Annotated in this window: 26 protein-coding genes; 17 read left to right on the top strand and 9 right to left on the bottom strand. The window is 62.1% G+C overall.

What is annotated here, in order from left to right:
- The first annotated feature begins 6 nt into the window (after window positions 1–6).
- From I6E56_RS09570 to I6E56_RS09525, 10 genes are all read left to right on the top strand, one after another.
- The gene (locus I6E56_RS09570) at window positions 7–1188 is read left to right on the top strand and encodes a spermidine/putrescine ABC transporter substrate-binding protein (protein ID WP_197137650.1); all 1182 of its coding nucleotides are present in this window, start codon (window positions 7–9) and stop codon (window positions 1186–1188) included.
- Between the two features lie 23 nt (window positions 1189–1211).
- On the top strand, window positions 1212–2162 hold the full coding sequence (locus I6E56_RS09565) for an ABC transporter permease (RefSeq protein ID WP_231606302.1): 951 nt from the start codon (window positions 1212–1214) through the stop codon (window positions 2160–2162).
- A complete protein-coding gene (locus I6E56_RS09560) occupies window positions 2159–3001 on the top strand; it encodes an ABC transporter permease (RefSeq protein ID WP_197137649.1) in 843 nt (280 codons plus the stop codon). Before I6E56_RS09565 ends, I6E56_RS09560 begins: the two co-directional genes overlap by 4 nt.
- A gap of 75 nt (window positions 3002–3076) precedes the next feature.
- Window positions 3077–4747, top strand: a complete 1671-nt coding sequence (locus I6E56_RS09555; RefSeq protein WP_197138285.1) for an amidohydrolase — start codon at window positions 3077–3079, stop codon at window positions 4745–4747.
- A 34-nt stretch (window positions 4748–4781) separates the two neighbouring features.
- Window positions 4782–6209 carry an FAD-binding oxidoreductase gene (locus I6E56_RS09550; RefSeq protein ID WP_197137648.1) on the top strand — a complete coding sequence of 476 codons (1428 nt, stop codon included), beginning with the start codon at window positions 4782–4784 and terminating at the stop codon, window positions 6207–6209.
- Between the two features lie 122 nt (window positions 6210–6331).
- Window positions 6332–7024, top strand: coding sequence for a TetR/AcrR family transcriptional regulator (locus I6E56_RS09545; protein WP_197137647.1), 693 nt, complete (start codon window positions 6332–6334; stop codon window positions 7022–7024).
- Between the two features lie 20 nt (window positions 7025–7044).
- Window positions 7045–7731: a hypothetical protein gene (locus I6E56_RS09540; RefSeq protein WP_307842817.1), complete on the top strand. Its 687-nt coding sequence runs from the start codon at window positions 7045–7047 to the stop codon at window positions 7729–7731.
- Window positions 7728–9587, top strand: a complete 1860-nt coding sequence (locus tag I6E56_RS09535) for a YhgE/Pip domain-containing protein (RefSeq protein WP_197137643.1) — start codon at window positions 7728–7730, stop codon at window positions 9585–9587. Before I6E56_RS09540 ends, I6E56_RS09535 begins: the two co-directional genes overlap by 4 nt.
- A gap of 4 nt (window positions 9588–9591) precedes the next feature.
- The gene (locus tag I6E56_RS09530; RefSeq protein ID WP_197137641.1) at window positions 9592–9948 is read left to right on the top strand and encodes a cupin domain-containing protein; all 357 of its coding nucleotides are present in this window, start codon (window positions 9592–9594) and stop codon (window positions 9946–9948) included.
- Window positions 9949–10018: 70 nt separating this feature from the next.
- Complete coding sequence (locus I6E56_RS09525) at window positions 10019–10381, top strand: hypothetical protein (protein WP_197137640.1); 363 nt, start codon at window positions 10019–10021, stop codon at window positions 10379–10381.
- A gap of 62 nt (window positions 10382–10443) precedes the next feature.
- Here I6E56_RS09525 and I6E56_RS09520 read toward each other — a convergent pair whose 3' ends face one another.
- Window positions 10444–11688 carry a Fic family protein gene (locus I6E56_RS09520; protein ID WP_231606301.1) on the bottom strand — a complete coding sequence of 415 codons (1245 nt, stop codon included), beginning with the start codon at window positions 11686–11688 and terminating at the stop codon, window positions 10444–10446.
- A gap of 84 nt (window positions 11689–11772) precedes the next feature.
- Complete coding sequence (locus I6E56_RS09515) at window positions 11773–12966, bottom strand: MFS transporter (RefSeq protein WP_197137638.1); 1194 nt, start codon at window positions 12964–12966, stop codon at window positions 11773–11775.
- A 153-nt stretch (window positions 12967–13119) separates the two neighbouring features.
- Between I6E56_RS09515 and I6E56_RS09510 the strand changes: the two genes are divergently transcribed.
- Window positions 13120–13620 (top strand): hypothetical protein, encoded by a 501-nt coding sequence (locus tag I6E56_RS09510; protein WP_197137636.1) that lies wholly within the window; start codon window positions 13120–13122, stop codon window positions 13618–13620.
- Here the strand turns inward: I6E56_RS09510 and I6E56_RS09505 are convergent.
- From I6E56_RS09505 to I6E56_RS09495, 3 genes are read right to left on the bottom strand one after another with little or no spacing between them, the layout of a single operon-like run.
- On the bottom strand, window positions 13570–14916 hold the full coding sequence (locus I6E56_RS09505; RefSeq protein ID WP_197137634.1) for a signal peptidase I: 1347 nt from the start codon (window positions 14914–14916) through the stop codon (window positions 13570–13572). The two genes, I6E56_RS09510 and I6E56_RS09505, sit on opposite strands and share 51 nt — an antisense overlap.
- Window positions 14917–14929: 13 nt before the next feature.
- Entirely contained in the window at window positions 14930–15568 is a 639-nt protein-coding gene (locus tag I6E56_RS09500; RefSeq protein WP_197137633.1) for a SipW-dependent-type signal peptide-containing protein, read from the bottom strand.
- Window positions 15569–15572: 4 nt separating this feature from the next.
- Entirely contained in the window at window positions 15573–16202 is a 630-nt protein-coding gene (locus I6E56_RS09495) for a SipW-dependent-type signal peptide-containing protein (RefSeq protein WP_197137632.1), read from the bottom strand.
- Between the two features lie 735 nt (window positions 16203–16937).
- Here I6E56_RS09495 and I6E56_RS09490 point away from each other — a divergent pair.
- Window positions 16938–19946, top strand: coding sequence for a cell wall-binding repeat-containing protein (locus tag I6E56_RS09490; RefSeq protein ID WP_197137631.1), 3009 nt, complete (start codon window positions 16938–16940; stop codon window positions 19944–19946).
- Window positions 19947–20044: 98 nt separating this feature from the next.
- Here the strand turns inward: I6E56_RS09490 and I6E56_RS09485 are convergent, their stop codons facing one another.
- The 4 genes from I6E56_RS09485 to I6E56_RS09470 form a co-directional block, all read right to left on the bottom strand.
- Complete coding sequence (locus I6E56_RS09485) at window positions 20045–20245, bottom strand: hypothetical protein (protein ID WP_197137627.1); 201 nt, start codon at window positions 20243–20245, stop codon at window positions 20045–20047.
- Between the two features lie 71 nt (window positions 20246–20316).
- A complete protein-coding gene (locus I6E56_RS09480; protein ID WP_197137625.1) occupies window positions 20317–21321 on the bottom strand; it encodes a hypothetical protein in 1005 nt (334 codons plus the stop codon).
- Between the two features lie 116 nt (window positions 21322–21437).
- Entirely contained in the window at window positions 21438–22172 is a 735-nt protein-coding gene (locus I6E56_RS09475; RefSeq protein WP_197137623.1) for a hypothetical protein, read from the bottom strand.
- Window positions 22173–22208: 36 nt separating this feature from the next.
- Window positions 22209–22568 carry a PadR family transcriptional regulator gene (locus I6E56_RS09470; protein ID WP_197137621.1) on the bottom strand — a complete coding sequence of 120 codons (360 nt, stop codon included), beginning with the start codon at window positions 22566–22568 and terminating at the stop codon, window positions 22209–22211.
- A gap of 125 nt (window positions 22569–22693) precedes the next feature.
- Between I6E56_RS09470 and I6E56_RS09465 the strand changes: the two genes are divergently transcribed.
- From I6E56_RS09465 to I6E56_RS09445, 5 genes are all read left to right on the top strand, one after another.
- Window positions 22694–23605: an ABC transporter ATP-binding protein gene (locus tag I6E56_RS09465; protein WP_197137619.1), complete on the top strand. Its 912-nt coding sequence runs from the start codon at window positions 22694–22696 to the stop codon at window positions 23603–23605.
- Complete coding sequence (locus tag I6E56_RS09460) at window positions 23602–24486, top strand: ABC transporter permease subunit (protein ID WP_197137613.1); 885 nt, start codon at window positions 23602–23604, stop codon at window positions 24484–24486. Before I6E56_RS09465 ends, I6E56_RS09460 begins: the two co-directional genes overlap by 4 nt.
- A 92-nt stretch (window positions 24487–24578) precedes the next feature.
- Window positions 24579–25130, top strand: a complete 552-nt coding sequence (locus I6E56_RS09455) for a GNAT family N-acetyltransferase (RefSeq protein ID WP_197137612.1) — start codon at window positions 24579–24581, stop codon at window positions 25128–25130.
- A gap of 3 nt (window positions 25131–25133) precedes the next feature.
- On the top strand, window positions 25134–25622 hold the full coding sequence (locus tag I6E56_RS09450; RefSeq protein ID WP_197137611.1) for a ClbS/DfsB family four-helix bundle protein: 489 nt from the start codon (window positions 25134–25136) through the stop codon (window positions 25620–25622).
- A 68-nt stretch (window positions 25623–25690) separates the two neighbouring features.
- Window positions 25691–26803 (top strand): N-formylglutamate amidohydrolase, encoded by a 1113-nt coding sequence (locus I6E56_RS09445; RefSeq protein WP_197137610.1) that lies wholly within the window; start codon window positions 25691–25693, stop codon window positions 26801–26803.
- Window positions 26804–26809: the final 6 nt, after the last annotated feature.

Here is a 26809-nt window from a genome sequence, read left to right as displayed (position 1 = left end):
AGCCCGATGTCCCACGAACAGCCCATTCGCATTCTTGCCTCTACCTCGGCAACGAAGATCATGAAGAGCGAACTGAACCGTCGTCGCTTTCTCGCGCTGTCGGGTGCAGCAGCCAGCGCTGCCGCTCTAGCCGCGTGCAGCACAGATTCCGACACTGGCTCGGCGACCCAGGCGACCGGCGGTGATCTTGAAAGTTCACTCTCGGTCTACAGCTGGGGCGACTATGACGACCCCGATCTGGTCAGTGAATTCACTGACGAGCTGGGCCCGACTGTCACGTTCGATGCCTTCAACTCCAACGAAGAACTCATCTCGAAGCTTGTTGCTGCGCGCGGCACCAGTGGCTACGACATCGTCGTTCCGACCGGCCCGTTCATCCCGCAGATGATCGAGAACGGTTTGCTCAGCAAGCTCAACCTCGACCTCATCCCGAATATCGCCGACATGGATCCCGACTTCCTTGGTCGCGACTGGGACCCGAACAACGAGTACTCCATCTGCAAGGCGTGGGGCACGACTGGTTTCGTCTACGACAAGACCAAGATCACCCGCGAACTCACCACGTGGTCCGACTTCATCGACGCGGCCCAGAATGAGGCCAGCGGCAAGACTTCGGTGCTCGACGATCCCGCTCCCCTGCTCGGCATCTACTACTGGGCTAACGGCATCGACTGGAACACCACCGACGAAGCCGACCTTGCTGCCGCGGAAGAGTTCCTCACCACGCAGCTCGCGCCGCACATCTCCGCTTTCGACTCCTACCCCGGTGGAGCCGCTATTCCGCAGGCGCAGCACATGCTCATGCAGTCGTGGAACGGTGACGCTCGCATCGGCATCATGGAGAGCGAAGACCCCGACCGCTGGCAGTGGGTGCTCGGTTCGCCCGACACCGAACTCTGGATGGATAACTGGGCTATCGCCGAGGGTGCACCCAACCCTGAAGCGGCTCACGCCTTCATTAACTACGTGCTCACCCCCGAGGCATCGCTGCGCGAACTCGACTACATCGGCTACCACACCGGTGGAACGGGCATCGAGGACACAGCGCGTGCCGAGGGCCTCGAAATGCTCGACCTCGTCTTCTTCGATGAAGATCAGATCAGCACGATGCACACCCAGGCCATCGGCGAGGCGCAGCAGCGCATCGTTGAAATTTGGGACAAGACGAAGGCGTCGGCCGGCGCCTAACCCGCGACCATCCGGATTTTACTATGACCACTACCGTTGAAGGCCAAACGGCCCCACCGCGAAAGGCGCCATCGAAGCGCCCTCGCTGGTTGAAGCTGCCCAGCTTTGCCCTCGCCATCCCGGCGTGGGCCTGGCTGTTCGCCTTCTTCGTAGCGCCCGTCGCGCTCGTGGTCTGGTTTAGTTTCGGATACAAGCCGGGCATCTTCGGAACCCACGCCAATGACGTGCTGTCTTTTGACCGCTACGCCGAGGCATTGTCTCCGACGTTCTTTACAACGTTCCAAAACACACTGTGGGTGGGGGTGGTCGGCACCCTGATATGCCTGGCCATCTCCATCCCATTCGCTTACTGGCTCGCGTTCAAGGCCCCCATCGCTCGCCGCGGAATTCTGCTCGCGATGGTCATGATTCCGTTCTGGACGAACTTCTTGGTTCGCACCATCGGTTGGCAGATCATCCTCGCGCCGAGCGGCATTCTCTCCGAAGCTCTCCAGTCAATTGGCATGCTGAACGAGCCCCTCGAAATCCTTTACACGCGCACCGCCGTGCTCATCGGTGTCGTGTACAACTACTTGCCGCTCATGATCCTGCCGATGTTCGTGGCCTTCGACCGCGTATCGCTGCCGATGCGTGAAGCGAGCAAAGACCTCGGCGCCGGGCGCTTCTCGACCTTCTTCAATGTCACGTTGCCGCTGGCAAAGCCGGGCATCGTCGTCGGCATCCTGCTCGTCTACATCCCGCTCATGGGTGACTACATCACCGCAACCGTTCTTGGTGGAGCAAAGGGAAACATGGCTGGCCAGATGGTCGCTAACCAGTTCCAGACCGCCCAGAACTGGGCACTCGGTTCTGCCATGGCTGTCGTGCTCGTGCTCACCATTCTGACCACCGTCGGCATTGCGGCGCTTGTGGCGTGGCTTGCGGCGTGGCCGCTTCGCGCCAACCAGCGCCTCGTGTTGGGAGACAAATCATGAACCGCCTGACACTTACTGACGTGTCGCTCAAGGTGTGGGCCGTGATCGTTTTCGTGTTCCTCTTTGCGCCCATCGCCGTCATCATCATCTACTCGTTCAACGAGGGTCGCCTTCTGGTCTCGTGGGACCAGTTCGGTTTCGGTTCCTTTGCGGCAATCGTCACCAAGCCAGCCATCACGGATGCCGTGCTCGTGTCGATCCAGACCGGCTTCATTGCGGCACTCATCGCGACCGCTCTCGGCACTATGGCTGGTGTTGCGCTCGCTCGCCGGGCCGGCAAGTGGGCACCCGCGTTCCTGATTCTGCTCGTGCTTGTCACCGTCACCCCTGAAATTGTGGATGCCGTTTCGCTCTTGCCGTGGATGGTCTTCCTCGGTCAGGATGTCGGCCTCAGCATGTTCGACAACGGAATCGTGCGCCTCGTCGTTGGTCACTCTCTGTTCGCGACCGCCGTTGTGGCCTACATTGTGCGCTCGCGCCTGGTTGGTATCGATGAGAGCTTGGAGGAGGCCGCGGCCGACCTCTACGCTCCCCCGTTCAAGCGCTTCACGCAGATCACTCTTCCGCTGGTGATGCCCGCCGTTCTCGCGGGTGGCTTGCTCTCGTTCACGTTGAGCCTCGACAACACGATCGTTTCGGCTTTCGTTCAGGTCTCGGGTTCCACTCCGTGGCCTGTCTACGTGCTGAGCGCCGTGCGCACCGGGCTGCGCCCCGAAATCGCGGCCGTCTCGACGATCATGCTGCTGCTGACGCTGGTGGCTCTCGGTCTCGTGGCCTATGTCTTGCGTCGAGCTGGCGATTCTGCCACCGACATCGCTAAGACCGTGGGTGGCGGCTAAACCTCTCCGCCCCGCTCTCTCCTCCCTGCCTCGTTTCGAACGAACCACCGAACGAACCAGAAAGTGCTTGAAATTATGACGTTTGCCGACCTCGTATTCACTGGCGGCGCTGTCTTCACGGCGACCGGAAACGAACCAGTTCTGGGTGGTGTCGCCGTCACAGACGGTCTCATCGTCGCCGTCAGCAATGACGCTGAGGGCTACGCTGCTGTGCGCGAACTCATTGGGCCCGATACCGAGGTCGTCGATCTCGCGAACAAACTGCTGATTCCCGGATTTCAGGATGCTCACGTGCACGCCGTGTGGGGTGGGCTCGACCTCATCCGCTGCGATCTCTCTGGGGACTCGACGCGCGATGAGTATGTAGCGCGGTTGAAGAACTATGCAGCGGCGAACCCTGAGTTGGAGTGGATTTTGGGCGGTGGCTGGAACATGGCGGCCTTCCCCGGGGGCACGCCCACAGCATCCGATCTCGACCTGGCTGTTGCTGACCGGCCCGCGTTCATTCCGAACCGCGACGGTCACGGTGCCTGGGTGAACTCGCGCGCGCTTGAACTTGCCGGCATCACCGCCGAGACACCCGACCCCGCCGATGGCCGCATCGAACGCGACGCCGACGGCAACCCGACGGGCACGCTGCACGAGGGCGCGATGTCACTCGTGAATGCGCTGCTGCCCGAGACCTCGCCCGAAGATTACGCTCGCGCGCTTCTGATCGGCCAAGAGTATTTGCACTCGCTCGGCGTGACCTCGTGGCAAGACGCCATCTTGGGCGGTTACGGGGATGCCGGCGATGCCACTCCCGCGTACATGGCCGCGGCCGAGTCTGGCGACTTGACCGCTCGCGTGGTCGGAGCCCTCTGGTGGGATCGCACGCGCGGCCCCGAGCAGATTCCTGAGCTCGTGATGCGCCGGGAGAAGAACGCCGCTGGCCGCTTTGCCGCGACGAGTGTGAAGATCATGCAAGACGGCGTTGCCGAGAACTTCACGGCCGCGATGCTGGAGCCCTATCTCGATGGTTGCGGCCACCACACCGACAACTCGGGCATCTCCTTTGTGGATGCCGCCCAGCTGATCTCGAACGTCACCGAACTCGACGCGCTCGGCTTCCAAGTGCACTTTCACGCGATCGGCGACCGCGCCGTTCGCGAGTGCCTCGACGCGGTCGAAGCAGCGCGAGCGATCAACGGCCCCAACGACAATCGTCACCACATTGCGCACCTGCAGGTCGTGCATCCGGATGACGTTCACCGCTTCGCTGAGTTGGGCGTGACCGCCAATCTGCAGTCCTACTGGGCTGCGCTCGAGCCGCAGATGGTCGACCTTACGCTGCCATTCTTGGGCGACCCGCGCAGCTCGTGGCAGTATCCGTGGGCTGACCTGCACCGCGCCGGAACGCACTTGGCTTCCGGCAGCGACTGGTCGGTGTCGAGCCCTGACCCGATGGCGGCCATCCACGTTGCTGTCAACCGCAAGGCGGCTCCCGGCCACGAAGAAGGCGATTACGACGCGTTCTTGCCAGAGCAGAGCATCGACTTGCTGACCGCGATGACCGCGTACACCGCGGGCTCGGCCTTCACCAACCACTTGGATGAGACAGGAACGATCGAGGTCGGCAAGCTTGCCGATCTGGTCGTTCTCGATCGCAATCCCTTCGCGGGCCGCTCCGCCGACATCGGCCGCACCCGCACCGAACAGACCTTCGTCGAAGGCGAACGCGTGTACCGCGCGCCCGCCCAACCATAAAACTCGCCGCTACGGCGAGAGAGGAAAGTGCCCCATGGGCAAGATAGTGTTCGAAAGAAATGTGCCAGCGGCATCCGTAATCAGCCACTCCCTTGAGGGCTCGATGCACAAGCCGTTCTGGATTGATGACGTGAAGGATGCCCGCACCTTCCCCGCGCTGGCTGGCGACGTGACTGCCGACCTCGCCATTGTGGGAGGAGGATATCTCGGCCTCTGGACCGCGGTGCTCGCGAAGCAACGCAACCCCGATGCTCGTGTTGTGCTGCTCGAAGCCCGCGAACTGGGCTGGGCAGCATCGGGCCGCAACGGTGGATTCTGCGAAGCGAGCCTCACCCACGGTGAAGAAAACGGGCTCAGCCGCTGGCCGAAAGAGTACGACCAGCTTGACCGCCTTGGCCTGCAGAACCTTGACGAGATTGAAGCGACAGTTAAGTCGCTGAAGCTCGACTGCGACTTCGAACGCACCGGCTCTCTCGACCTTGCTATTGAAGAGCACGAGATCGCGTGGTTGAAAGAGGCCGAGACCAACGACGACACTGTCTTTCTTGACGAGGCTGCCATTCGCGCCCAGGTCAACTCGCCCACCTACCTCGCCGGCGTCTGGAATAAGCGCATCAATGCGATCATCCACCCCGCCAAGCTCGTGCGTGAACTCGCCCGAGTCGCGAGCGAACTCGGCGTCGAGATCTTTGAACACTCTCCGGTGCGCGAGGTCGAGACATCCGGCGGGCCAACGGATGCCGCAGTCGTGCACACCAAGAAGGGTCGCGTTCGAGCGGCCAGAGTTGCGCTCGCGACTAACGCTTTTCCGTCGTTGCTGAAGCGTGCGCGCCTGCACACGGTTCCCGTTTATGACTATGTGCTCATGACGGAACCCTTGAGCCCCGAGCAACTCGCCTCGATCGGCTGGTCGAACCGTCAGGGTCTCGCCGATATGGCGAACCAGTTCCACTACTACCGCCTCAGCGCTGACAACCGCATTCTGTTCGGTGGCTACGACGCGATTTACCACTACGGCCGCAAGGTTCGCGATGAGTACGAGAACCGTCCCGAAAGCTTCGAGAAGCTCGCGAGTCACTTCTTCACCACCTTCCCGCAGTTGGAGGGTCTCAAGTTCAGCCACCGCTGGGCGGGCGCCATCGATGCGTCGACTCAGTTCAGTGCGTTCTTCGGTCTGGCTCGCAACGGTCGCGTGGCGTACTCGGCTGGCTTCACGGGGCTGGGTGTCGGAGCGACTCGCTTCGCCGCGCAGGTGATGCTCGACAAGCTCGACGGTCTCACGACCGAGCGCACCGAGCTGGAGATGGTGAAGAAGATGCCGCTCCCGTTCCCGCCCGAGCCGATTGCCTCCGTGGGCATTCAGGCCACGCGCTGGTCGCTCAATCGTGCCGACCACAACCAGGGTCGTCGCAACCTGATTCTCAAAACGTTGGATGCGCTGGGGCTCGGTTTCGACTCCTAGCACTGGGCGCGCGGCCGGAGCTTTCGCGGCTCCGGTCGCGCAACAACCCGCGCCGCTGGACCGCACCTGTCAGTCGCCTGTAATAACTTGCACATCACTGTGCAAGTTATTACAGTGGCTGCATGACCACTTCCGCTCCCCGTCGCCCGCGACAGGACGCAGTCGATAACCGCGCCGGCATTCTCAGTGCCGCCACCGCCGCTATTGCCCACGACCCCCAGGCGTCGATCAACACCATCGCCCGCAGTGCCGGGCTCTCTCGCCGCGCCCTGTACGGCCACTTCGCCGACCGCAACGCGCTTCTCGCCGAAATCATCGATGCAGGCGCCGAACGTTTCAACCGCATCGCCAGCGACGTCACCGACACCGATGCTCAAGTCGCACTTGCCCGCCTCACCTCACTGCTGTGGCAACAGGCCGCCCACGTGCAGGTTGCCGCCTCCATCGCCCTCGATGACGCTCACCTCGAATCCACCGGCAAAGCTCTCGCACCTCTCCGTGCCGCTGTTGCCGCTATCCTCCAGCGCGGCCAGAACGACGGCACGCTCCGCACCGATGTGGATGTCACCACCCTCGCCCGCCTCGTTGAAGAAGCTGCGCGCGCCGCGATCACTCGCGTCGATGCGACACTGCCCGAAGCCCGTTCCCTCGCCGTGCGCACCACGCTCAGCATGGCTGGGCTCTCGTGGCGCGAGACGGTCGCGCTGCTCGAAGCGCATCCCGATATTCTCGGCGCTCCGGCGGCTGGCGATGTTGCGACTGCTGACGCCGCTCCCGTAACCGGCGACACTGCGACTGCCGGGGCCAAACGCTGATGCGCGTCGAGTTGAGCGGAGTGACGAAGGGTCACGACGCCGAAGACTTGCCCGCGACATCCACCACTTTTGAAAGCGGAACAGTCACGCTGGCTGTTGCCGAGACCGAACAGCGCCCGACCGTGCTTGGGCTCATTGCCTCGGGTCGCATGCGGCCAGACTCGGGCACCGTCACGATCGATGGTCGAGCGGATGCCCGTGCTCTCCGCCGCAGCGTCGCTCTCGTTGATGCGCCCGGAGTTTCTGACCCGGATGCCGGAGTGCCGCTCGTCGGGGTCGTCGCCGAAGAGCTGATGTTCGCTGGCCGTCGCGCCGACCCCATCTCGGCCCGGCGCTGGCTCGACGCGGCAGGCTTTCGTTCGCTTGCCTCGACCGCGATCGCCGATATCGAGCCGATCACCAGACTGCGCGTGCTGTGTGAACTCGCCGTTCTCCGCCCCCACGTCGAAGCCCTCGTCGTGACCGCGCCCGACCGCCACGGTGGCCAGCCCCTGGACTGGTGGACCCTCTTCGGCGAATTTGCTGATCGTGGTCTCGCCGTTCTCGCGGTCGCCGGCCGTGCCTCCGAATGGGCCATTACCCACGCCGATGTGATCGAGCGTGCCGAATCTGCCGAAGCATCCCTGCGCAACAGCCAGGGCGCTTTTGACGAACGTAGCGCTGCCTGGGCCCAAAGTGGCGGCGGCGTAGGAGTAGACAACGTATGAAGGTTCCCGCAATGATCGCCGCTGAACTGCGGCGACTCACTTCGTCACGCATGGCGATGCTCGCTTTGCTCGCGCTCATGCTCGTGCCCGTGCTCTACGGCGGCGTGTACCTGTGGGCCAACCAGGACCCCTACGGCAGCTTTGCCGAAGTGCCGGTCGGGTTGGTCGTCAACGACGATGGCGTGCCCGCAGACGGCGACGACGAGGCTGTGAACTACGGCCAGCAAGTCGCCGACGATCTACTCGAGGGCAACGACTTCGAGTGGCACGTGCTCTCCGCCGCTGACGCTGAGACGGCGCTGGCCGACGGCGATGTCGACTTCACGGTGACCATCCCGCACGATTTCTCGGATGCCCTCACCTCCATCGCAGACACCGATCCCCATCAGGCTGAGATCGACCTCGAAACCAACGATGCCAACAACTACTTGGCGTCCACGATCGGCAAACAGGCCGTCGAACAGATCCGGCGGTCGGTAGCGGAACTCGTGGGAGAAGAAGCGGCCGGCACTCTGCTGACGGCGATCTCTGCCATCCGCTCTGAGCTGGCGGATGCCGCCGATGGCGCCTCCCAACTTCTCGACGGCTCACAGGATGCCGTCTCTGGTGCCGGTGAACTGTCGGATGGCGCGAGCACTCTGACTTCGGGGCTGAACGAGCTCAGCACCGCCACCGACACTCTCGCGAGCGGAGCCGACCAGCTCTCCGCCGGCGCAGCGCAGGTCGCTGCCGGCAACACCGAGCTTGCTGGTTACGCCGATGAAGCGGGAACCGCTGCCCAAACCATTGCGGATGCTCTGCCCACCGCTCGCGCCGACCTCATCACCGCGCTCACCGAGCAGGGACTCGACGCGACCGAGATTGACGACGTGCTCACGGCACTCGACCCGCTCAGTGATCGCATCGCGGAGGGAAACGGCACCGTGCAGTCCGCGGTGTCGCAGGTCGATGAACTTGCCGCCGGCGCAAACACGCTCGCGAGTAGTGCAGCTGAGCTCGCCTCGGGGGCGCAGCAGATCGCCACAGCGACCGGCTCCGCAACATCCGGAGCATCAACACTCAGCGATGGAGTGAGCACCCTCAAAGACGGCCTCGGCACTCTCGCCGACGGAACCGCCGAATTGCGCGACGGCCTTGCGAGCGGCGTCGAGGAACTGCCCGATTCGAGCGAGACACTACGCGCTCTTCAGGCCGAAACGATTGCTGACCCGGTCGCGGTCGAGACCAGCGCTGTGACGACCGCCGGCAACTATGGTGCCGGCCTTGCCCCATTCTTCACAGCGCTGGCGGGCTGGATCGGCATCTACGCCCTCTTCCTCATCGTGAAGCCCGTTTCCAAGCGTGCCGTGACCGCCCTGCGATCACCGATTCGGGTAACCCTGGCCGGCTGGCTCACCCCCGCGGTGCTCGGCGCGCTGCAGATGGTGGCGCTGTTCGGCATTCTCGCCATCGCTCTCGGCTTCAACTTCACGCATCCCGTCGGCACCCTCGGGGTGATGATCGCGGCAAGCTTCACCTACGCTGCCATCATTCTGGCCCTCAACATTTGGTTCGGGTCAGTCGGCCAATTCTTGGGGCTCGTACTCATGGTGCTGCAACTCGTGACCGCCGGCGGCACCTTCCCGTGGCAAACCCTGCCCGCACCACTGGCTGCCCTGCACCACGTGCTGCCGATGGGCTACGTTGTGGATGCCATGCGCCAGTTCATGTACGGCGGCGACATCGCCCGAGTCGGCACCGACGCTCTCGTGCTCGGCGCCTGGCTCGGTGGCGCGCTCATCCTTTCCGCCATCGGCGTGACCCGCATGACCCACCGCCGCACCCTGCGCGATCTGCAGCCCAGTCTCATAGGCTGAGCCCATGACCGAACCCGCAGCACTCCTCAGCCCCGGCACGCCCCTCGCGGCGAGCGCCGTTCCCGTCGCCCACGAAGCCCTTGAGGCAGACGAGGTGGTGGAGGGCACTCCGACCGCGGGCTACGCCGTGCTCGACACCCTCGGCGACAGCGAGATCGGCATCTGGGAGATGACCGTGGGCACCGCAACAGACACCGAGGTCGATGAGGTCTTTGTGGTCATTAGCGGGCGCGCCAGCATCCACTTCGCTGCGGATGATCGCACCGTCGTTGTAGGCCCCGGCGATGTTGTGCGGCTCACCGCGGGCATGCAGACCCGCTGGACGATCACCGAAACGCTGCGCAAGATCTACATCAGCTAGCGGGCTGCCTTAGCGCGGGCAATCACTCCTGCAGATTCGTGGGGCCGTCAGCGTCGCGTACCGTAGGAGCATGATTACACGACGGGAAGCTGCACTCCGCCTCGACATTCCTTTGGAGATGGCGAGACGGCATGACCTCCCGAGTCGCATGTCGGATGCCGAGTTCGAAGAACTACAAGCCAACCCGCCAGCGTGGCTGGTCCAGTCGCTCGCCAACCGCACCGGCAAGCGCCCCGTCTGGATGCAGCTCACCTGCACGGTCTGCGGCTTCACGGAGGCGGCCCGCCCCAAGAAGTGGTGGCCAGCATTCATGTACCTGACGTGCGACTGGCATGACGCGGATGAGCTTCCCGCTCCCGCTGAGGGCGTGTTCCGCTCCGAGGTCGACGGCATTGGTAGTCGCTTTGTGGGCATCGTCGACGAAAAGGTTTAACGAGGCAACTTCCGGGGTAGCCTGCGGACCAGTTCGGCTGCTCACTCAGCGCGATCTGCGGCTCAGCTCGCCCGACGGATCTGCGCCGCATAGGCGTCGAGCACGCCAAGAATCTCTCGCTGTTCCCACACCCGGTTGCGGGAAAAGCCCGTGCGCTCGGTGAGTATCCCACGAGCGGTTAGTACGTCTAAAGCGCGCACTACCGTCATATCGTTCAGCCCGAGCGCGCTCACAAGGTAGCGAGTGTTGACCACCGGTTGCCCGATGAGCCGCGGCAGAATCTTCCACGCGGCAGAGTCCGAGCGGATGCCGGCGAGGGCACGCCTCGATGCCGCTAGTTCATTCGCGAGGTTGTCGACGAGCTCGCGCCCAGTCACAGCGGCATACCGTGCAGCATCCGCGAAGCGGCGCACAATGGGGCCGGCGTCGCCGGCCCGGTACTGCGTTAGCGCGTCAAAGTAGGAGTTGATGTTTACCAGTAGGCCGGCGGAGAGGGGCACGGTGGTGTGGGTAGAAAGTCCCTTATTGCGCAGCATTGCTTGCGCGATGGCGCGACCGGTTCGGCCGTTTCCGTCGACGAAAGGGTGAATGGTTTCGAATTGTGCGTGCGCAACGGCTACCTGCACGAGGGTCGGCACATCGTGACGCCGCGCGAAAGCAACAACATCGTCGATGGCGTCAGGAATGAGCGGATGCTGGGGTGCAATGAATGAGGCTTGCCGCGGCCCAGCGCTATCTCTGTTCCCGATCCACACCAGTTCTGTGCGAAACCTGCCTGCCTCATGTTCGAGCCCTGATTGACGACTAAGAAGTTCGCGATGCATCGCGAGGATGCTCGCCGCGTCGAGACTGTCTGATAACTGAAGTGCCGCTTCCATCGCACGCACGTTGCCGACAACGGTCAGAGCGTTATGCTTCTGCCCTTCGTTGATCTCAGCAAGAGCGAGTTGTTTTGCTGAGGTAGTGAGGTTCTCAATCTGGCTACTGGATGCGGACTCCGTGCGCAGCAGGATCGCTGACATCGGCGCCAACGCAGGGTCGGTGGTGCCTAACGCGGCGCGGGAGTGCAGGTCGAACTCCCGGAGCGCGAGTGCCGCCTCCTCCACGTTCGCACTCGTCTCGCTGTCCAGTAGAGGCGACCAGCCGGCGATGGGGGGAACGACGGTCGATTCGTAGGTTCCAGTCTGCCGTTCATTTTCAGCGCGTGAGTACATCTGCGGGAATCTCGGAACCCACTCGTGAGCCTCGTAAGCGACCGGTGGTACCGGAACGATTACGTGAGGTGTGCGCTCACTAACTGTGGTCATAACTACACCGTACCAACACTTACGGAGTTAAGTGTTGGTATGAGTGGATTTAACCCACACTTATCGAGCCTCTTACCTGCTCGGCTAGCGGTCGCGTAGCGGCTTCGCTGCCCCCGCGAGCACGAGCGCCACCACAATCGGCACTCCGATGGCGAGCAACGCAAACCGGATTCCGACAGCATCGCCAAGGAACCCCAGCAGTGGCGGTCCGGCAAGAAATGCGACGTAGCCGATGGTGGCAACCACGGAAACTCGGGCCGCAGCCCGCTTGGGGTCATCGGCTGCTGCCGACATCCCCATCGGGAACGCGAGCGCTGCACCAATCCCCCACAGGGCGACACCGATCAGCGCTAGCCACAGGGTGGGCGCGAAGACGAACACGGTGAGACCGATCGCGGCGGCGGCCATACTGCCGCGCAGCACAGGAACTCGACCAAACGCATCGATCGCTTTGCCGCCGAAGAATCGCATCGCGGTCATTGCCAGCACGAAGGTGGCGAACATGAACGCACCGTTGGCATTGGTGACGCCGAGCCCATCGACGGCGGCTTTCGCGATCCAGTCGTTGCCGGCACCTTCGGTCAGAGTCGCGCCGAGCACAACGACTCCGATCAGCAGAGTACGGCTGTCCTTCCAGGCGCTGCGCACTTTCGGCGGAGCAGGCTCGTTCGCTAGTTGAGTTGGCTCCGGGATGTGCGGCAAAAAGTACTTCGGAAGCCACAGCGTTGCCGCGACCACGACACCAGCAATCACAAAGAGGTGAGCCGGAAGCCCCACCCCAATGTTTGCGAGCCCCGCGCCGATGATCGCCCCGACGAACGCCCCTCCGCTGAAGGCCGCATGAAGTTGCGGCATGACAGTGCGGCCCAGTTTGTGCTCGACGTCGGCACCCTCGATGTTGATGGCGACATCCCAGAGCCCAATACCGATGCCAAAGACGAACAACGAGAGCGCAGTGCCGACCGTGGATGCCGCGGAGAGCGACAGCGCGACGCCCAGGCAGGCGAACGTAGAAATCATTCCCGCGAGCCGTACCGAGTGCGCTGTGCCAATCTTGCTCGTCACAAACCCGGCAGTGGGTAATGCAATGAGTGAGCCGACCGCCAGACAGAGCAGCAAGCTGCCCATCTGCCCGGGCGTGAGATCGAGAATGTCCGTGACGGCGGGGATGCGAGCAGCCCAGCTGGCGAACACCACGCCGTTGATTCCAAACACGATCACGGTTGCCGTGAGTGCGACCCTGAGTTGTTGGCTGCTGTCTGGGTGACTCGTGGTCATCAAAAACCGTTTCTTCTTGCTTCAGTCGCGCTCACGCTATTATGTTTCCTACGTGGGGATCGCAGGGGGTGCCTTTTCCATTCGCAGGGAGGGGGTCGTGACGTGGTCAGCAACACAGCGACAATCTCGAACCCAGCGCGACGTCGAACGCTAGTGGCAGTCGCAACTCTAGCCATTACCGCGGTCGTTCTTGTTACCCAGACCCGTGCCGACGTAACCGAAGCCGCCTGGGTCGACGGTGAATACGCTCAGGCCAGCATTACTGCCGCCACCATTGCGCCTCCCGTCATCGATACCTGCTCGCTCTCCCCCGGCTTCGCAGGCCTCAATCCCGTTGTCACTATGAAGTGGGGATTTCCCGCGGGCAGCAACTACACCGCCCCCAGCAACGTCGAATACTTTGTCGCTTCAGGCGGACTTCTTGGCTCGCTCACCTCTGCGGTCTTAGGCACAAGCCTCAGCACCTCCGGCCCTGTTTCTGGAACCTACACAACCCAATTCAAGTCCGGGATCCTCGGCGGACTGCTCAGCGGTTCCTACGGTGTGTTCGTGCAAACGAAAGATCCATCAGGCTGGACCTCGGCCCCGGCGTCCGCGACAGCATCAATGGGATTCGGCGGCGCGAACCCGCAGTGCGTCATCACCGCCGTCTGAACCCTGCAACTTTCTGCTTGCGCGCTGCCGAGCCTTCAGCAGTCGCGCCACGCCGGCAAGCCCGAGCCCGGTCAACACGGCGATCAGCGCCGCCACGAACGGCGTGCGCAGGTCAGTGCCGGTCATCGCAATAGCCCCAACCGTGCCACCGGTTGAGACCGCGTCACCAACACCGTCAGCGGTGAAGGTCAGCGTTGCCGACTCGCCCCGCACGTTCGCGGGGTTCGCGGGCACGCTGACATCGATGAGAATCCAGAGCTCGCGATCGGTGGGCATCGATCCCAGCTCGACGGAATCAGCCACCAAGGTTGACACGGGCCCCGGCCCCAATATCACTGCACCACCCTGCGCACAGACTCCGTCGATCCATCGCACAGCACAACTACTTACAGTCACCTGCACACCGTTCGGATCCATCGCGAGGCCGCCCTCGCTTGCGAGTGAGAGGTGAACGATGCCGGGCTCTGCGGCGTGCGGAACCACGCCAACCTGCCACGGCACGGGCACGGTCGGTCGCAGCTGCGCCATGAGCGCTCCATCGCCGATCGACGTCAGGCTGAGCGCAGTTCCTTCGATCACGGACTCCGTCTCCGCGGCCTGCGCAGACGGCACCACACCCCACAGCGGGTTGGCGACGGCAGCGAGCGCGAGCAGCGCGAGAGGTCCGGCGGGAACGCGATGCCGCCCTGCCCTTTGGCCGTCGGTGTCGTGGCGCGGCCAGTGCTGGCCGGAGTCATCTTGCGGCGACCGGTCTTCGTGCGACTTCCCCTGTCGGCGGCGCGGTGGCACCTCGTCTCTGGGCCAGAACGCCCAGGTCACGAGCGTGGTCGCGGCGAGTGTAATCAACCCAAGCACGAGCGGGCTTGAGATCGCCGTCACCGCATAGGCAAGTTGCGGCACGGAGAAGAGCACAATCCGCGCGCTGGTCACGATGTACGGCGCGGGGTCGGCGAGCTCGTTGGCGTCCCCGCGCATCGTGATGCTTCGTGCATCGTTGTCGGCGGCCGCGGAGACGGAGGTCACGCGGTGAGTTATCGGCAGAGCATCCACTCGGTCGACAGTGACAATGTCACCCACCTGCACCTCGGAGGCCGGAATCTGCTTCACGACGGCGAGCGACCCGGCAGGAATCGTTGGACTCATCGAGCCTGTCGCGAACATGATGAGCGTGATGTTGAAGACCGCTGCAATTACGACGAGGAGGATGCACAGCGCGCCACCAACGGCAGCAACCGTGAGCAGGGCATCCCCGACACGACCGCGAACACTACGCAGGGTGGTTGTTGGCGCGCTCATCCGCTCACCCCCCCTAGTTCGAGATCGCAGAGAACAGCCAGGTGACTTGGCCTGTGGTTCCCTGTTTGTTGTTGTTGGCGGCGGCGCGAACTCGAATATCGAAGCAGTACCGCAACTGACCGCTCGGGGAGGTAATCGCCGATGCCACAGCGGATGCCGGCACGCTAGTCACCGGAAGGTACGTGGCTGCGCCGCCTGCGATAAACGTCGGGCTGCCGACAAATACGGTGGCGTCGCAGGCAGTTCCGCTAGAGGGAGTGCGCACAGCTCGGTACTCGAGTTCGGGCGCGAGGGTGCCCGAAGCACTTGAGCTGGCAAGTGTCACCGTTCCGTTGGTGGTCGAGTTCGCCGTGGTGCGGATGTTGATCCACGCGTACTGAGAGACCATCGGCAACGCTGCTCCGCCTGTGAAGACCAGCGCGGCGCCCGGCGCAGAATCGTTGCTCGCCCACCCACCGGTCACGGTGCTCGACTCGGTACCAAAAGTGCTCGCTTCGAACTGGTGCGATGCATATTCGGAATCTTGCCAACTCGCGAGAGTCACGGTTGCCCCAATTCCGAGCACAAGCCCGCCTGCTAAGACCGCTCGGAGGCGAAGAGTCGACTTCCTCTTCGCCTCGAGCGAATTCTCAAGCGGGGTATCGCTCGACACGGTCTTATTGCGAGACGGCGGCGAATTCCCACGTTGCAGTGCCACTTTGGCCCTGCGCAATAAGAGCGCCCGCCGTCACTTTGAAGCACAAGAACACGGGAGCACCAGCGACGGCAGCGGTAGCGCCCTTGGTCAGGCTGAACGTTGTGGCGGCCGGCACTGAGCTCACTGCTGTTCCGGCAGCAACCAATTCGGTGCCGGTCGTTGCACTTGTGCAACCAAAGGTCGTCGGCTGGATCAATGTATAAGTGAGATTGGTGACGACGCCGGTAGTGGCTTCGTTCGAGATCGTCACGACCGCATCATCCGTCGTCGCTGCAGCCAGTTGAACAGCAAAAGGTGCGTACACGACATCACCGGGCGATAGCTCAGTGGGATTTACCGTAAACGGGAGCGTTGCCGCAGCGCCCGCCGTAGCGTGCTCGGTATACGTTGTGCCGTCGGTACTGCCAACCAAGTTGAAGGTACCGGCAGAGAATGTTCCCTGCGCAAACTCGGAGTCGTTCCACGCTGCCAAGGTGATTGCTGCCCCGACACCGAGCACGAGTCCCCCGGCAAGGATTGCCCGAATTTTGCGACTGCGTTGGCTACGAGTTTGACTCGTTGCGACAGTGTCGCTGATTTTTTCGTCCATGAAGTTGCCCCGATCTGCTTCACCCCTGTGCGATTTGCACTGTGCCGAGGTGGTTACGCCCGGCACTTTGTCTCCCGCTGCGGCGGCCTGGTGAGTGCGCGCCCGCGAGGGAACCTTGAGCTTTGAGAATGATTCAACCACATTGTCTACCCCTGCAACAGCTTCGCTGAACCACTCATCCGTTCGACTTGTGAAGACGCGCGCTAGGCCTCTACGGCGTGGTCATCGGTGTGATTAGCGTTCGCTAGGAGCCGACAAAAGCGCTCACTGCCGGTAGTGAAGGCTGCGGATACGCGGCACTGGCCTCGAAGCTCGCAAACAACCAGCTCAGTTCGCGCGGCAAATTCTTCGTGACCGCTGTAGACCACATGGAACCATTTTGTCTACCCCCGTAAGGGGAGTGGAAAAATCGAGGTAGACCAGTTTGTCCACGTATGACGACTGCTAGACCACTTGTGCTGACCTTTGAGTCTCCTGAGAAAATACCACTTCGAAAACGCCCCTGGTTTTCCGGAGTTTCCCTCGATACCACTTTGTGTGCCCCTATCCCCCCAGACACCGTGCCGATAGTGTTTCGCCGTATCGTGCCTGGCTGATCACTGCGCTGCGATGTTCTTACCCGATTTACCCGGCTTCATCAGATTGACCAGCCTTACCCGATTCACCAGCCTTACCCGGCCTACCTGCACGAGCCGTTTTACCCATTCACCCTCCTAACCCGAATTGGAGAGTTTCATGTTGTTGACCCAAAAAAATCCGCCTGCCGAAAAACGGCTAGCCCTCACGACGGCGAGCGCGAAGAAGCTCCTTGCCGTCACTTCCACAGCGCTGTTGGCGATCGGAGTTTCTGTAACGGGTGCGCTGCCAGCCACCGCAGCAGTCGCGCCCGTCACGGAGGCGTGCGCTGCGGTAACCCAGAGCCCTATTGCTACCAACCAGAACGCTCAGGGTTGGACCTTTACCGACACTCGCGCTAAGGGCCACGCCGAGTTCACAACCAGTGGCCTCCATGTGTGGACTGAAGGTACGACCTCCGCTGACAAAGCTGCCGGCTACAAGGCGGTTGATCTTGCACTGAAGAATGCCGGAGTGCCGGTGGTCAACTTTGTGTCGAACTCGGGTGGCGTTCCTAGCCTCCAGCTCATCACGGACTTCGACAACGATGGCACTGCGGATGGAATCTTGGTCGGCGAACCATCGTTTTACGGCAGCGATTTCTGGGTGCCGAACAGCGCGGCAGCTTTCGTTAAAGACAACGCCCCCGACACTTCGGGCGGTCACGGGAGCGCCTACCACGGCACACTCGATGAGTGGCTCGTTGAATTCCCCGATGCTCGCGTACTGCAGATCGGCTACAGCCTCGGTTCGGGCGTTCTGGGCGATGCCGTAATCGAATCGATCGAAGTCGGGTGCGTGAGCTACGGCTTCACTTCCGATGATGTGTATTCGACTTCCAGCACCATTACCGTTGACGACTCCGAGATTGCACCGTTCGAGGATTCCGATCCCGCATCCGCCAGCTACAACTACGAGACCTGGCATGAGGGCTACAACAGCAACATTGTGCGGGCCTACTCGACCGAGACTGATGGACTGCACCTGGGTGATGGCACTCCGTCGCAGGTGATGCTGGGAACCCCTGGCGCTGTTACCGCCACAGAGCTCGAAGCACTGATCACGAGTGCAAGCATTGACGTTCTTGAGGGGAAGGTGACTTTCCAGATTCCCATTACGTATGGCACCGCCGCGAACTTCACGACGCTTCGCTCAACCTCGTTGGTGTCCAGCAACGAATATCACTTTGATGTGACTGACAAGTGGGTTACCTCTCGACCACTCAAGCTGGCTAACGGCTCGACGTTCACCCCCGAGAACCCTTTCACCATCGCGGACCTCGTCGCCTTCCTTGGCGCTCAAGGGAACATCACCCTGCTGGGCTTCGGCGTGCAGGCAGATAGTTCGGCTGTCGTTCAGGACTTGGTCTTCAACGACACGAACTACAGCTTCGTACCTACCTCTGCGGTGGCGACCACTGATCACGTTGTGGTCGCGTACGACGAGATTGCGCTCAATGAGACCCCAGCGAACTACACCACTTGGCATGAGGGCTATGCCAATGCGACTAAGTCCTTCTCCGTTGCGACTGACGTGCTTTCGTTCGGCAGCCCGTCACACTCTCAGATTCTTAAGGGTCTAGAGACTCCGGTTGACGGCAGCGACCTCTACGCGCAACTCACCCGCCACGCTGCGGTGACCGTGGATAGTGGCCTCGTCACCTACCAGGTTGCTTTCACGCACGGAACTATCGGCTGGGGAACCATGCGTTCCGCAAGCCTGCCCGCCGGAGAACACACGTTCAACCTCAGTGATCCGTGGAAGTCGAGCAAAAACATCGGCACTGCAATTGTGGCGAACACTGAGTACGCGCTCGGCGACATCCTCGATGCTCTGAACGATCAAGGCAATGCGATGGGCACGGCCTTCGGCATTCAGGCCGATCACGCTGCACAGGTATCGAGCCTGACGTGGGGAACCGCTGAGTACAGCTTCAGCCTCAAGGTAGTTGCCGCCGCCCCTGCGATCTCCGGAACCGCGAAGGTTGGTGAGACGCTCACGGCGCAGCCGAAAGCTACTACCTGGTTGCCATCCACTGGCGTGACGTTCACGTACCAGTGGAAAGCAAACGGCACCGCAATTTCGGGAGCAACCGGCTCGACATACAACGTCGCGGCAGCTGAGCTTGGCAAGAAGATCTCGGTCACTGTCACTGGCTCCCTCGCGGGCTACACCAGCGCAGCCGCGACGTCGCCGACAACGAGCTCCGTAGTCAACGACCGCATTGTCGTTTCACGCCTCTCCGGCTCCGACCGCTACGCGACTGCTGCTGAGATTGCTCAAGAGTGGGACAGCGCTTCCGTTGTCTACATTGCGACAGGCACCGGTTTTGCGGATGCTCTGAGCGCAAGCTCTGCTGCCGCCTACAAGGATGCACCGCTGCTGCTGACTGACCCGAAGTCTCTGTCGGCCGCGACTAAAGCAGAACTACAGCGATTGAAGCCGAGCAAGATCATTATCGTCGGAGGAAGCGGGGCCGTCTCGAACAGTGTGAAGTCGAGCCTTCAGGCGCTGTCGTTCAATCCGTCGGTGAGTCGCATCGGCGGCAGTGACCGTTACGAGACATCGCGACTGTTGGTAAAAGCAACGTTCCCGGCCTCAGCCGTGACCACCGCTTATGTTGCCAACGGTAGCGACTTCCCCGATGCGCTCACAGCAACCCCTGCTGCCGCCAACTTCGGCGGCCCAGTCGTGCTGATTCCTGGCAACGCGAGCAAGGTTGACGCGGCAACGGTAACGCTGTTGAAGTCTCTGGGAGTGACCTCGGTGAAGATCGCCGGCGGCAGTGGTGCGGTCTCTAGCGCCATCCTGACCAACCTGAAGACGAACTTCTCGACCGTCAAGCGCAACAGTGGTTCCGACCGCTATGCGACCGCAGTTGCGATCAATGCGAACGAGTTCTCATCAGCGAGCACCGTCTATCTCGCTACAGGCTCCGGGTTTGCGGATGCTCTCGCCGGTGCCGCTCTCGCAGGATCGCAAAAGGCTCCGCTCTTCATCACTCCATCAAATTGCGTGCCGCAGTCAGTCCTGACAGCGATCACCAATCTCGACAACCCGAAGGTAGTACTGCTCGGTGGCACGGGAGTGCTCACCTCGTCAGTGGCAAGCCTGAAGGTCTGCAGCTAACACCGCACAACCAGTAGAGGGAGTGTGGTCCGCACCAGTGCGGGTCACACTCCTTTTGCTTGTGCAGAGCGCGGCACCACAATCACAGCGCGGTTACTTTACTCGGCGGTGTATTCGATGGCTGCGAGCAGTTGGATCGTGTCCGACCAGTCCCTCCAGCCGGCCGAACGTTGCGTGACAGCGGTAACGCGAGCGTTGGGGAACTCAGCGAGCTTTTCGCGCAGAGCGACTGCCGCTCGCTCCATGTCCCTGCCGGGAACTTTGACAACAACTATTTGTTTTCCTGTGAAATCAGACATGTGCTCAGGTTATTCGCTGTCACGGGACGGCGATACCCGAAGTCAGGGAGCACGACGGACGGCTACCTCAATCAACCCGCGAACCCGAGCTGCCGCCACCGGCCCGTTTGTTCGTCTCGCATCCACGTGGCATCAGCAACGGGATGCGTCACAACATCGGTGAACCAGTAGGTTTCGTCGGGATTCCACCCGGCAATGACACTCGCGAAGCCGTCGTCGAGCGGGATAACGACTCCGGCGGCAGAGAGATAAGCCGCGAGAGTAAGGTGCACCGCATCGAAATCGTGGGCGACCCGCGACCAGTCAGGCATCATCCATTTGCCGCTACGGCCTGTGGTGCGGTACCAGTCGTGGCGCCGGGTAGCGGTGATCTCGAGCGGGTACCGCCGGCAAAGTTCGGCCCACGACTCTGCAGCAACAATTTCGAACACACGCGGAGTGCCTTCGTAGGCCACCGAGTGTATGTCCGCCGGTTCTTCGTCAGAGCGGTCTTCGACCAGCCAGAGCCCGACCGGGCCTAGATCGGGCAGCGCCCGCGTTGTCGCGGTAAGCCCGAACGGTGGCCGCGACCACCAGCCGCCCGAATCATCAGCGGTGGGATCTGCCGGGCGATCTCGAAAATTGACCGCCCACTGCTGCGGCGCCACGGGGTCACTCCACCACTCGGTCGTCGGCGACCTCACGATGTGCTCCGCGACGCGCATCAGCGAATGCTCGAGGCGGGCATCCGCTAAAAGTTCGTCTCTGCCATCGGGTTCTTGCCAATAGCGTGCGCTATCCACAGAAGCGGCGCAGGCTTCAAGAGCATCAGGGATACCGATCGACGTCAGAGGGATCCTGTCGAGGGCCTCGGCAATGTCCTCGACACTGGGCTCGGGAAGCGGATTGGGAAGGCCCCAGCCGAAGATAGCTCCCCCTTGCCCTCGCGCCTTCTCTCGATGATGGGCGGCATAGACAAGAAGGTATCCGAGCGATGCCGCTGCCGGGATTGACTGATGAGGGTCGTGCTGAGCCACGGCAACGCAAAGACGACGGCCTCGCGGTCCAGACAGAAGCGTGCGAGCATCCAAAGGCATGACGTCAGCCTAAATCTCGAAGCCCGCAGAATGAAGCTTTACTCGGGAACGAAATTCGTGCTTTCGGCAGTGAGAGCGCCCGCGCGGCACTCGTTCCGTTGCGCGGCTCGCTCAGGTCATGGCCGTGCGCGCACAGGGCGAATTCTCGGCCACATGAGAATGAGAGCGCCGACAAAAGCCGCGCCCGCAACTTGTATTTTTAGATAGCTCGACCAGTCGTAGAGCAGGTATTCCAGGGGAAGCAGGCGCAGTACTGCCAACGCAAAGAAGCCGATAGCGACCAGGAAGAGTGCACCGCCCGCTCGAACGAGGTCAGCCTTCGAACCTAAGGGTGATGCCGCGATCAAGCCGAATCCCGCGAAAATGGCGATGGCCAGAAGACTCGGACCAAGCCACGAAAACGTGGCTGACAACACCCCAATGACGATCACTGAAACAACGCTGAGCAATGCCACCAAGCGCGCGCTCTTGACTCGCCCGCACAGAGCGAGAACAAGCGCACTGAACAGCAAAACGCTGACAATAACCATCGGGTTAGAGAACGGGCCAAACGTGCCTACATAGTCAAGGCCAGGCGACCATGTGATCACAGCGGCGTACCAGAGCGCGAATACTACGGCTGCGATAAGGGCTGTGAGGTTGAAGCGGTTGAGTCGTTCCGGCGCGATCAAGCGCTCGTAGAGACCGCCAACCACTAGCGCGCTTCGATCTGCGGTGTTCGGTGACGTTCGGCCCGCAGCATCGTCGGCATCCAGCAGCGTGGCGACAACAGCTTCGCCGTTTCTGGCGCGCCACACTGCGGGATACCAGCGGATGAGTTTGCGGTATCGGGAGGTTCTTTCGTCGTTCATGAGATGTCCTTCGCGGATGAGAGGGGCGGCGGTGCTTTAGGTCGCGCTCTGGAGACGCGCGGTGGCTGGCCTCGCGGCGCGGTGCTTGTCCAAACGGGCGCGGGCTTGACGCGCATTGGCCTCAAGTCGATTCACTTCACTTTCGAGCCGCGCCGCACCTTCATCGGTGATCCGGAAGTACCGACGCAACCGCCCGTCAACAACTTCGTCTCCGTCGAGAATCACCCAGCCCTGATGCCCCAGTCGATCAAGCGAGGCATACAGAGTCGCGACCTTCAGGTTGACCCTGCCCTCAGACAGGATGCGCGCCTCCTCGATCAGCGCGTAGCCGTGTCGGCGCCCACCCATCAGAACGGTTAACACCCAGAACGTCGGCTCTCGCATTTCAGTTGCCATTGCTCCAAGATACTCTTGCAACTGGAATATAACAACGGCAGGTGCATCGGAATCTCCCTCGCGAGGTCCGCAAAGTCATCCTTACGGCGGACCCCGCCACGCGAGCGCGCTCGTACACTTAAGACATGATTGAAATTCAAGGATTGACCAAGAGGTATGGCGCCAAAACCGCCGTCGATAACATCACCGCGACCATCCGTCCCGGTCTCGTCACCGGCTTCCTCGGCCCGAATGGTGCCGGCAAGTCCACCACCATGCGCACCATCATCGGCCTCGACCGCCCCGATTCTGGCTCGGTTACCGTGAACGGCAAAAGGTACGCCCAACACCACAACCCCATGCACGAAGTGGGTGCATTGCTCGACGCCAAAGCAATCCACACCGGGCGCACCGCCTACAACCACCTTCTCGCCATGGCCGCCACCCACGGCATCGGCAAAGCACGCGTGCACGAAGTCATTGCGATGACCGGCCTCGAGTCTGTTGCCAAGAAGCGCGTCGGCGGCTTCTCGCTCGGCATGGGCCAGCGCCTCGGGATCGCCGCAGCGCTCCTCGGTGATCCCCAAACCCTGATCCTCGATGAGCCAGTAAACGGCCTCGACCCCGAAGGCGTCATGTGGGTGCGCAAGCTCACGAGACAACTCGCCTCAGAGGGCCGCACAATCTTCCTCTCCTCTCACCTCATGAGCGAGATGGCACAGACGGCCGACCATCTCATCGTGCTCGGGCGCGGTCGCATCATTGCGGATGCCCCCGTCGGCGAGATTTTGGCACTAGCAACCGGAACCGCAGTGCGGGTTCGCACGCCGCAGGCCGCTGACCTCGCCAACCGCCTCGCTAGCGGCGACGTCACCGTCACCAGAGTGGAGGGTGACCTTCTGACCATCGCCGGTCTGGCATCCGCCCAGATTGGTGAGGTCGCAGCACAAGCGGGCATCGTGCTTCACGAACTAACCCCACTGTCCGCCTCGCTAGAAGACGCCTACCTAGAGCTCACGCAAGACGACGTCGAATACCACTCGGAGGTTTCCCGATGACCAACTCCACCCTCGAGGCTTCCCCGGCCGCAGCAGGTCAACGCTCCACCCATTTGAGCTTCCTGCGCGTTGTGCGCTCCGAATGGATCAAGCTGCGCACGCTTCGCTCGACCGTGTGGTCGTTTGCGATCATCGTGCTGCTCACTGTCGGATTTGGCCTCCTCATGACAGCCACCATCGACACCTCGGCAGGCCCTGCCCTTGACGTCGAAACGCAGAAATCATTCACAGTGATGGTGGCAACGCTTGGCGTGAACTTCACGCAGCTTGTCGCCGCCGTGCTTGGTGTGCTCATCATTAGCGGTGAATACACGACGGGCATGATCCGTTCAACGTTCGCGGCGGTGCCCAAAAGATTGCCGGCCCTCTTTGCGAAAGCGCTAGTGCTGGCGGTAGCCACGTTCGTGGTCGGTCTCCTCTCAATCGCCCTCACAGCACTGGTCACCGCGCCGATACTTGCGAGCAAGGGCGTTGAAGGGCAGCTTCTGGATGGCGACGTGATGCGTGCTCTCGTAGGCGGCGCCGGTTACCTGACCCTCATTGCGCTTCTGGCTTTCGGTTTCGGTGCGATTCTACGTAACAGCGCTGGTGGCATTGCGACTGTGTTGGGACTACTCCTGGTGGTGCCCACCGTGCTCTCCATCCTCGCGAGCGTGGCGCAAGTGGCGTGGCTCTACAACCTTTCGGCGCTACTGCCGTCATCCGCTGGCAGCCAAATGTATGCCATCGGCAGCGACTCCGCCGCGGGCGGTCCGCCCCTCGGAGGGATCGCCGACGAAGTACTCACCCTCGATCCGACCCAGGGCTTCCTGGTGCTGCTCGCCTGGGTTGTTGTACTGCTCATCGCCGCATCCGCGCTCATTAAGCGTCGCGACGCCTAGACGTTTCGACGGAGCAGAAGTTCGCCCGTCTCCTTCAGCCACACCGCTACCTCGGCTGAAGGAGGCGGGCGTTTGCCTTGCATAATGAGGAGATGAACCCACGCCGGCGTTCGACTCGCGTCGACGTGCGCCCCTATCGGCCAGCGGATGCGGCGCCGACGCTGGCAGTGTTCCTTTCTGCGGTCACCATCACGGCATCCGCTGACTACTCGCCGCAGCAGATTGCGGCATGGGCGCGAGCAGAGGAACGCGAGATACCTGTCTGGGATCAGTCGATGAGCGCCCGCAACAGTTTCGTCGCCCTGGTCGACGGTGAGATAGCGGGCTTCTCGGATGTGAGCTCGGATGGCTACATCGACATGATGTTCGTTTCTCCCCAGCACTCGCGCCAGGGCGTCGCCGCTGCGCTACTCGACTTCATCGAGGTCATCGCCCGCGAGCGAGCGTGCCCGTCACTTTCCGCCAACGTGAGCGTCACCGCCCGGCCGTTCTTCGAGAAGCGGGGCTTCCAAGTGGAGGCCGAACAGCATCCCGTGCTGAACGGCGTTCAGCTGAACAACTTTCGGATGTCCAAGTCACTGGGCGACGTGCCTCAGCGCCCGCGCCAACAAGTAGGAGCGAAACGAGAAGAAGGAGCACGTTAGATCATGGCTGCATCGACAAAAGAAGAACTCGTCGCGGTCTCCGCTAAGGAGTTCGACAAACTAATTCGCCTACTCGAGCAGGTGGATGCCGAGGTTGCGCTCGCCAAGGATGCCGACGATACCTCTATCAAGGATGTGATCGGTCATCGAGCACACTGGCTTGAGTTGTTCTTCGGTTGGTACGCCGCCGGACAAGACGGCAGGGCCGTCCACATCCCCGCCGAGGGCGTGAAGTGGAACGAGCTAAAGCAGTACAACGCACACCTGCGTGCCCAACAGATGCAGCTGGGGTGGGAGGAAGCAACCCAGCTTCTGCACCGTCGCTATGACGAGTTTGTGGCTTGGATCGACAGCAAATCGGATGCCGAACTGTATGGTCGGCCGATGGTCGGCGGGAACAACAACTGGACCCCGGGGCGTTGGGGCGAAGCCGCTGGCCCCAGCCATTTTCGTTCGGCCTCAAAATACGTGCGGGCTCGCCTGCGCAGTTAGCGCCCACTGGACCGGTTCTGCAGCTCTGCCCATTAGGGCTTGCTCAGCTAGTTCGCCATGATGGGAACATGAGCGACGGCGCCTCCCCCACGTTAATCCCGGCGGGAACACACTTCACCGCAGCAGATATTACGTTTTACGCAGACCCTGAGAACCGAACGCTCAATGAGGCATTGAGCGAAGCTGATCTGCTGGTGAGCTGCCCCCACTCGGGCGCGGCGATCCCGGAGGAACTTTCCGAATTCCTTGCACCTGAGTTCACTCGCAGGCTCCAGTTTGACTTCAGTGACGTCTCGACGAGCGCCGTTGTGCGCCGCTGGGCAGAAATCGATCCTCGCATCGTCTATGTGGAGAACCCGCATCCGCGCATGATCCGCGACCCCAATCGCGCCAAACCGAGCGATCTCGCCGGCAGCCTCGCCGCCGCACTGGAGCGGGTGCGAGCAGCCGGACCGTATCAACCCGTCGATCTCAGCGGTGTGGATGCCGTGCGCCCCGTGACCTTCGCGTTCTATCCGCTGCTTCTCGTTCCGCAGGATGAGGCGCAGCTACGCCACCTCACTGACACCTTTGCGGCTGTCGCCGAACGCGGACTTGGCGTCTACGAACGCACCCGCGACGAGCTCCGGGCTCGTTTCATAGCGATCAAACTTGAGCAAGCGCGCACCTCCGCCCAACCCCATCACTTTACGGCGCTGTCCTTTCACGACACGATGAACCACACCGCCGCTAGGGATGGTGCCGTGTGCGTCGCGCGTGCGCCCAAGGATCGGTTGCCGCAGATAGTGGCGCTCTCCAACCGAGGTGATAACGAAGGCGACCCTCGCGGCGACGAGCCCGTCACGATGGCGCCGGTCACTCTTCGGCGGCTGGCAGATGCGCACCGCACAGCCTTTGGCGCACACTCACCCAGCGATGTCGGGCTCAACATCCCCTACCTCGGCGGTCAAGAAATCATCGACGCCGCGGCGCACTTCGAGCGCGTTAGGGAGGATGCGGAGACAGCCGGCCTTTCGCTCAGCGCCGTGCAGGCGGAGTTTTTGCGCGAATACCTGCTCGGCGAGAACAACACGGCGATCTTGTCGCAGCCGGGGACGGGCTGGGTTGCCCCCGCCCCGGAGCACGTCGACCGGGTTGCCCGGGCGTGCAAGGCAGCGTGGGATTCCTTCCACGCCAGGTAGCCCGCC

The sequence above is a fragment of the Salinibacterium sp. NK8237 genome, from assembly GCF_015864955.1.
In the GTDB taxonomy this organism is placed as follows: Bacteria; Actinomycetota; Actinomycetes; order Actinomycetales; family Microbacteriaceae; genus Rhodoglobus.
This window is presented reverse-complemented; position numbering and strand designations above follow the sequence as displayed.

Excerpts from the sequence above, each read along its gene's own strand:
- I6E56_RS09485 (WP_197137627.1), bottom strand. The coding sequence starts at position 20,245 with ATGTCTGATTTCACAGGAAAACAAATAGTTGTTGTCAAAGTTCCCGGC.
- I6E56_RS09480 (WP_197137625.1), bottom strand. The coding sequence starts at position 21,321 with ATGCCTTTGGATGCTCGCACGCTTCTGTCTGGACCGCGAGGCCGTCGT.
- I6E56_RS09495 (WP_197137632.1), bottom strand. The coding sequence starts at position 16,202 with ATGGACGAAAAAATCAGCGACACTGTCGCAACGAGTCAAACTCGTAGC.
- I6E56_RS09460 (WP_197137613.1), top strand. The coding sequence starts at position 23,602 with ATGACCAACTCCACCCTCGAGGCTTCCCCGGCCGCAGCAGGTCAACGC.
- I6E56_RS09520 (WP_231606301.1), bottom strand. The coding sequence starts at position 11,688 with ATGACCACAGTTAGTGAGCGCACACCTCACGTAATCGTTCCGGTACCA.
- I6E56_RS09525 (WP_197137640.1), top strand. The coding sequence starts at position 10,019 with ATGATTACACGACGGGAAGCTGCACTCCGCCTCGACATTCCTTTGGAG.
- I6E56_RS09555 (WP_197138285.1), top strand. The coding sequence starts at position 3,077 with ATGACGTTTGCCGACCTCGTATTCACTGGCGGCGCTGTCTTCACGGCG.
- I6E56_RS09475 (WP_197137623.1), bottom strand. The coding sequence starts at position 22,172 with ATGAACGACGAAAGAACCTCCCGATACCGCAAACTCATCCGCTGGTAT.
- I6E56_RS09570 (WP_197137650.1), top strand. The coding sequence starts at position 7 with ATGTCCCACGAACAGCCCATTCGCATTCTTGCCTCTACCTCGGCAACG.
- I6E56_RS09450 (WP_197137611.1), top strand. The coding sequence starts at position 25,134 with ATGGCTGCATCGACAAAAGAAGAACTCGTCGCGGTCTCCGCTAAGGAG.
- I6E56_RS09530 (WP_197137641.1), top strand. The coding sequence starts at position 9,592 with ATGACCGAACCCGCAGCACTCCTCAGCCCCGGCACGCCCCTCGCGGCG.
- I6E56_RS09505 (WP_197137634.1), bottom strand. The coding sequence starts at position 14,916 with ATGAGCGCGCCAACAACCACCCTGCGTAGTGTTCGCGGTCGTGTCGGG.
- I6E56_RS09565 (WP_231606302.1), top strand. The coding sequence starts at position 1,212 with ATGACCACTACCGTTGAAGGCCAAACGGCCCCACCGCGAAAGGCGCCA.
- I6E56_RS09560 (WP_197137649.1), top strand. The coding sequence starts at position 2,159 with ATGAACCGCCTGACACTTACTGACGTGTCGCTCAAGGTGTGGGCCGTG.
- I6E56_RS09465 (WP_197137619.1), top strand. The coding sequence starts at position 22,694 with ATGATTGAAATTCAAGGATTGACCAAGAGGTATGGCGCCAAAACCGCC.
- I6E56_RS09515 (WP_197137638.1), bottom strand. The coding sequence starts at position 12,966 with ATGACCACGAGTCACCCAGACAGCAGCCAACAACTCAGGGTCGCACTC.
- I6E56_RS09445 (WP_197137610.1), top strand. The coding sequence starts at position 25,691 with ATGAGCGACGGCGCCTCCCCCACGTTAATCCCGGCGGGAACACACTTC.
- I6E56_RS09490 (WP_197137631.1), top strand. The coding sequence starts at position 16,938 with ATGTTGTTGACCCAAAAAAATCCGCCTGCCGAAAAACGGCTAGCCCTC.
- I6E56_RS09470 (WP_197137621.1), bottom strand. The coding sequence starts at position 22,568 with ATGGCAACTGAAATGCGAGAGCCGACGTTCTGGGTGTTAACCGTTCTG.
- I6E56_RS09455 (WP_197137612.1), top strand. The coding sequence starts at position 24,579 with ATGAACCCACGCCGGCGTTCGACTCGCGTCGACGTGCGCCCCTATCGG.
- I6E56_RS09550 (WP_197137648.1), top strand. The coding sequence starts at position 4,782 with ATGGGCAAGATAGTGTTCGAAAGAAATGTGCCAGCGGCATCCGTAATC.
- I6E56_RS09535 (WP_197137643.1), top strand. The coding sequence starts at position 7,728 with ATGAAGGTTCCCGCAATGATCGCCGCTGAACTGCGGCGACTCACTTCG.
- I6E56_RS09545 (WP_197137647.1), top strand. The coding sequence starts at position 6,332 with ATGACCACTTCCGCTCCCCGTCGCCCGCGACAGGACGCAGTCGATAAC.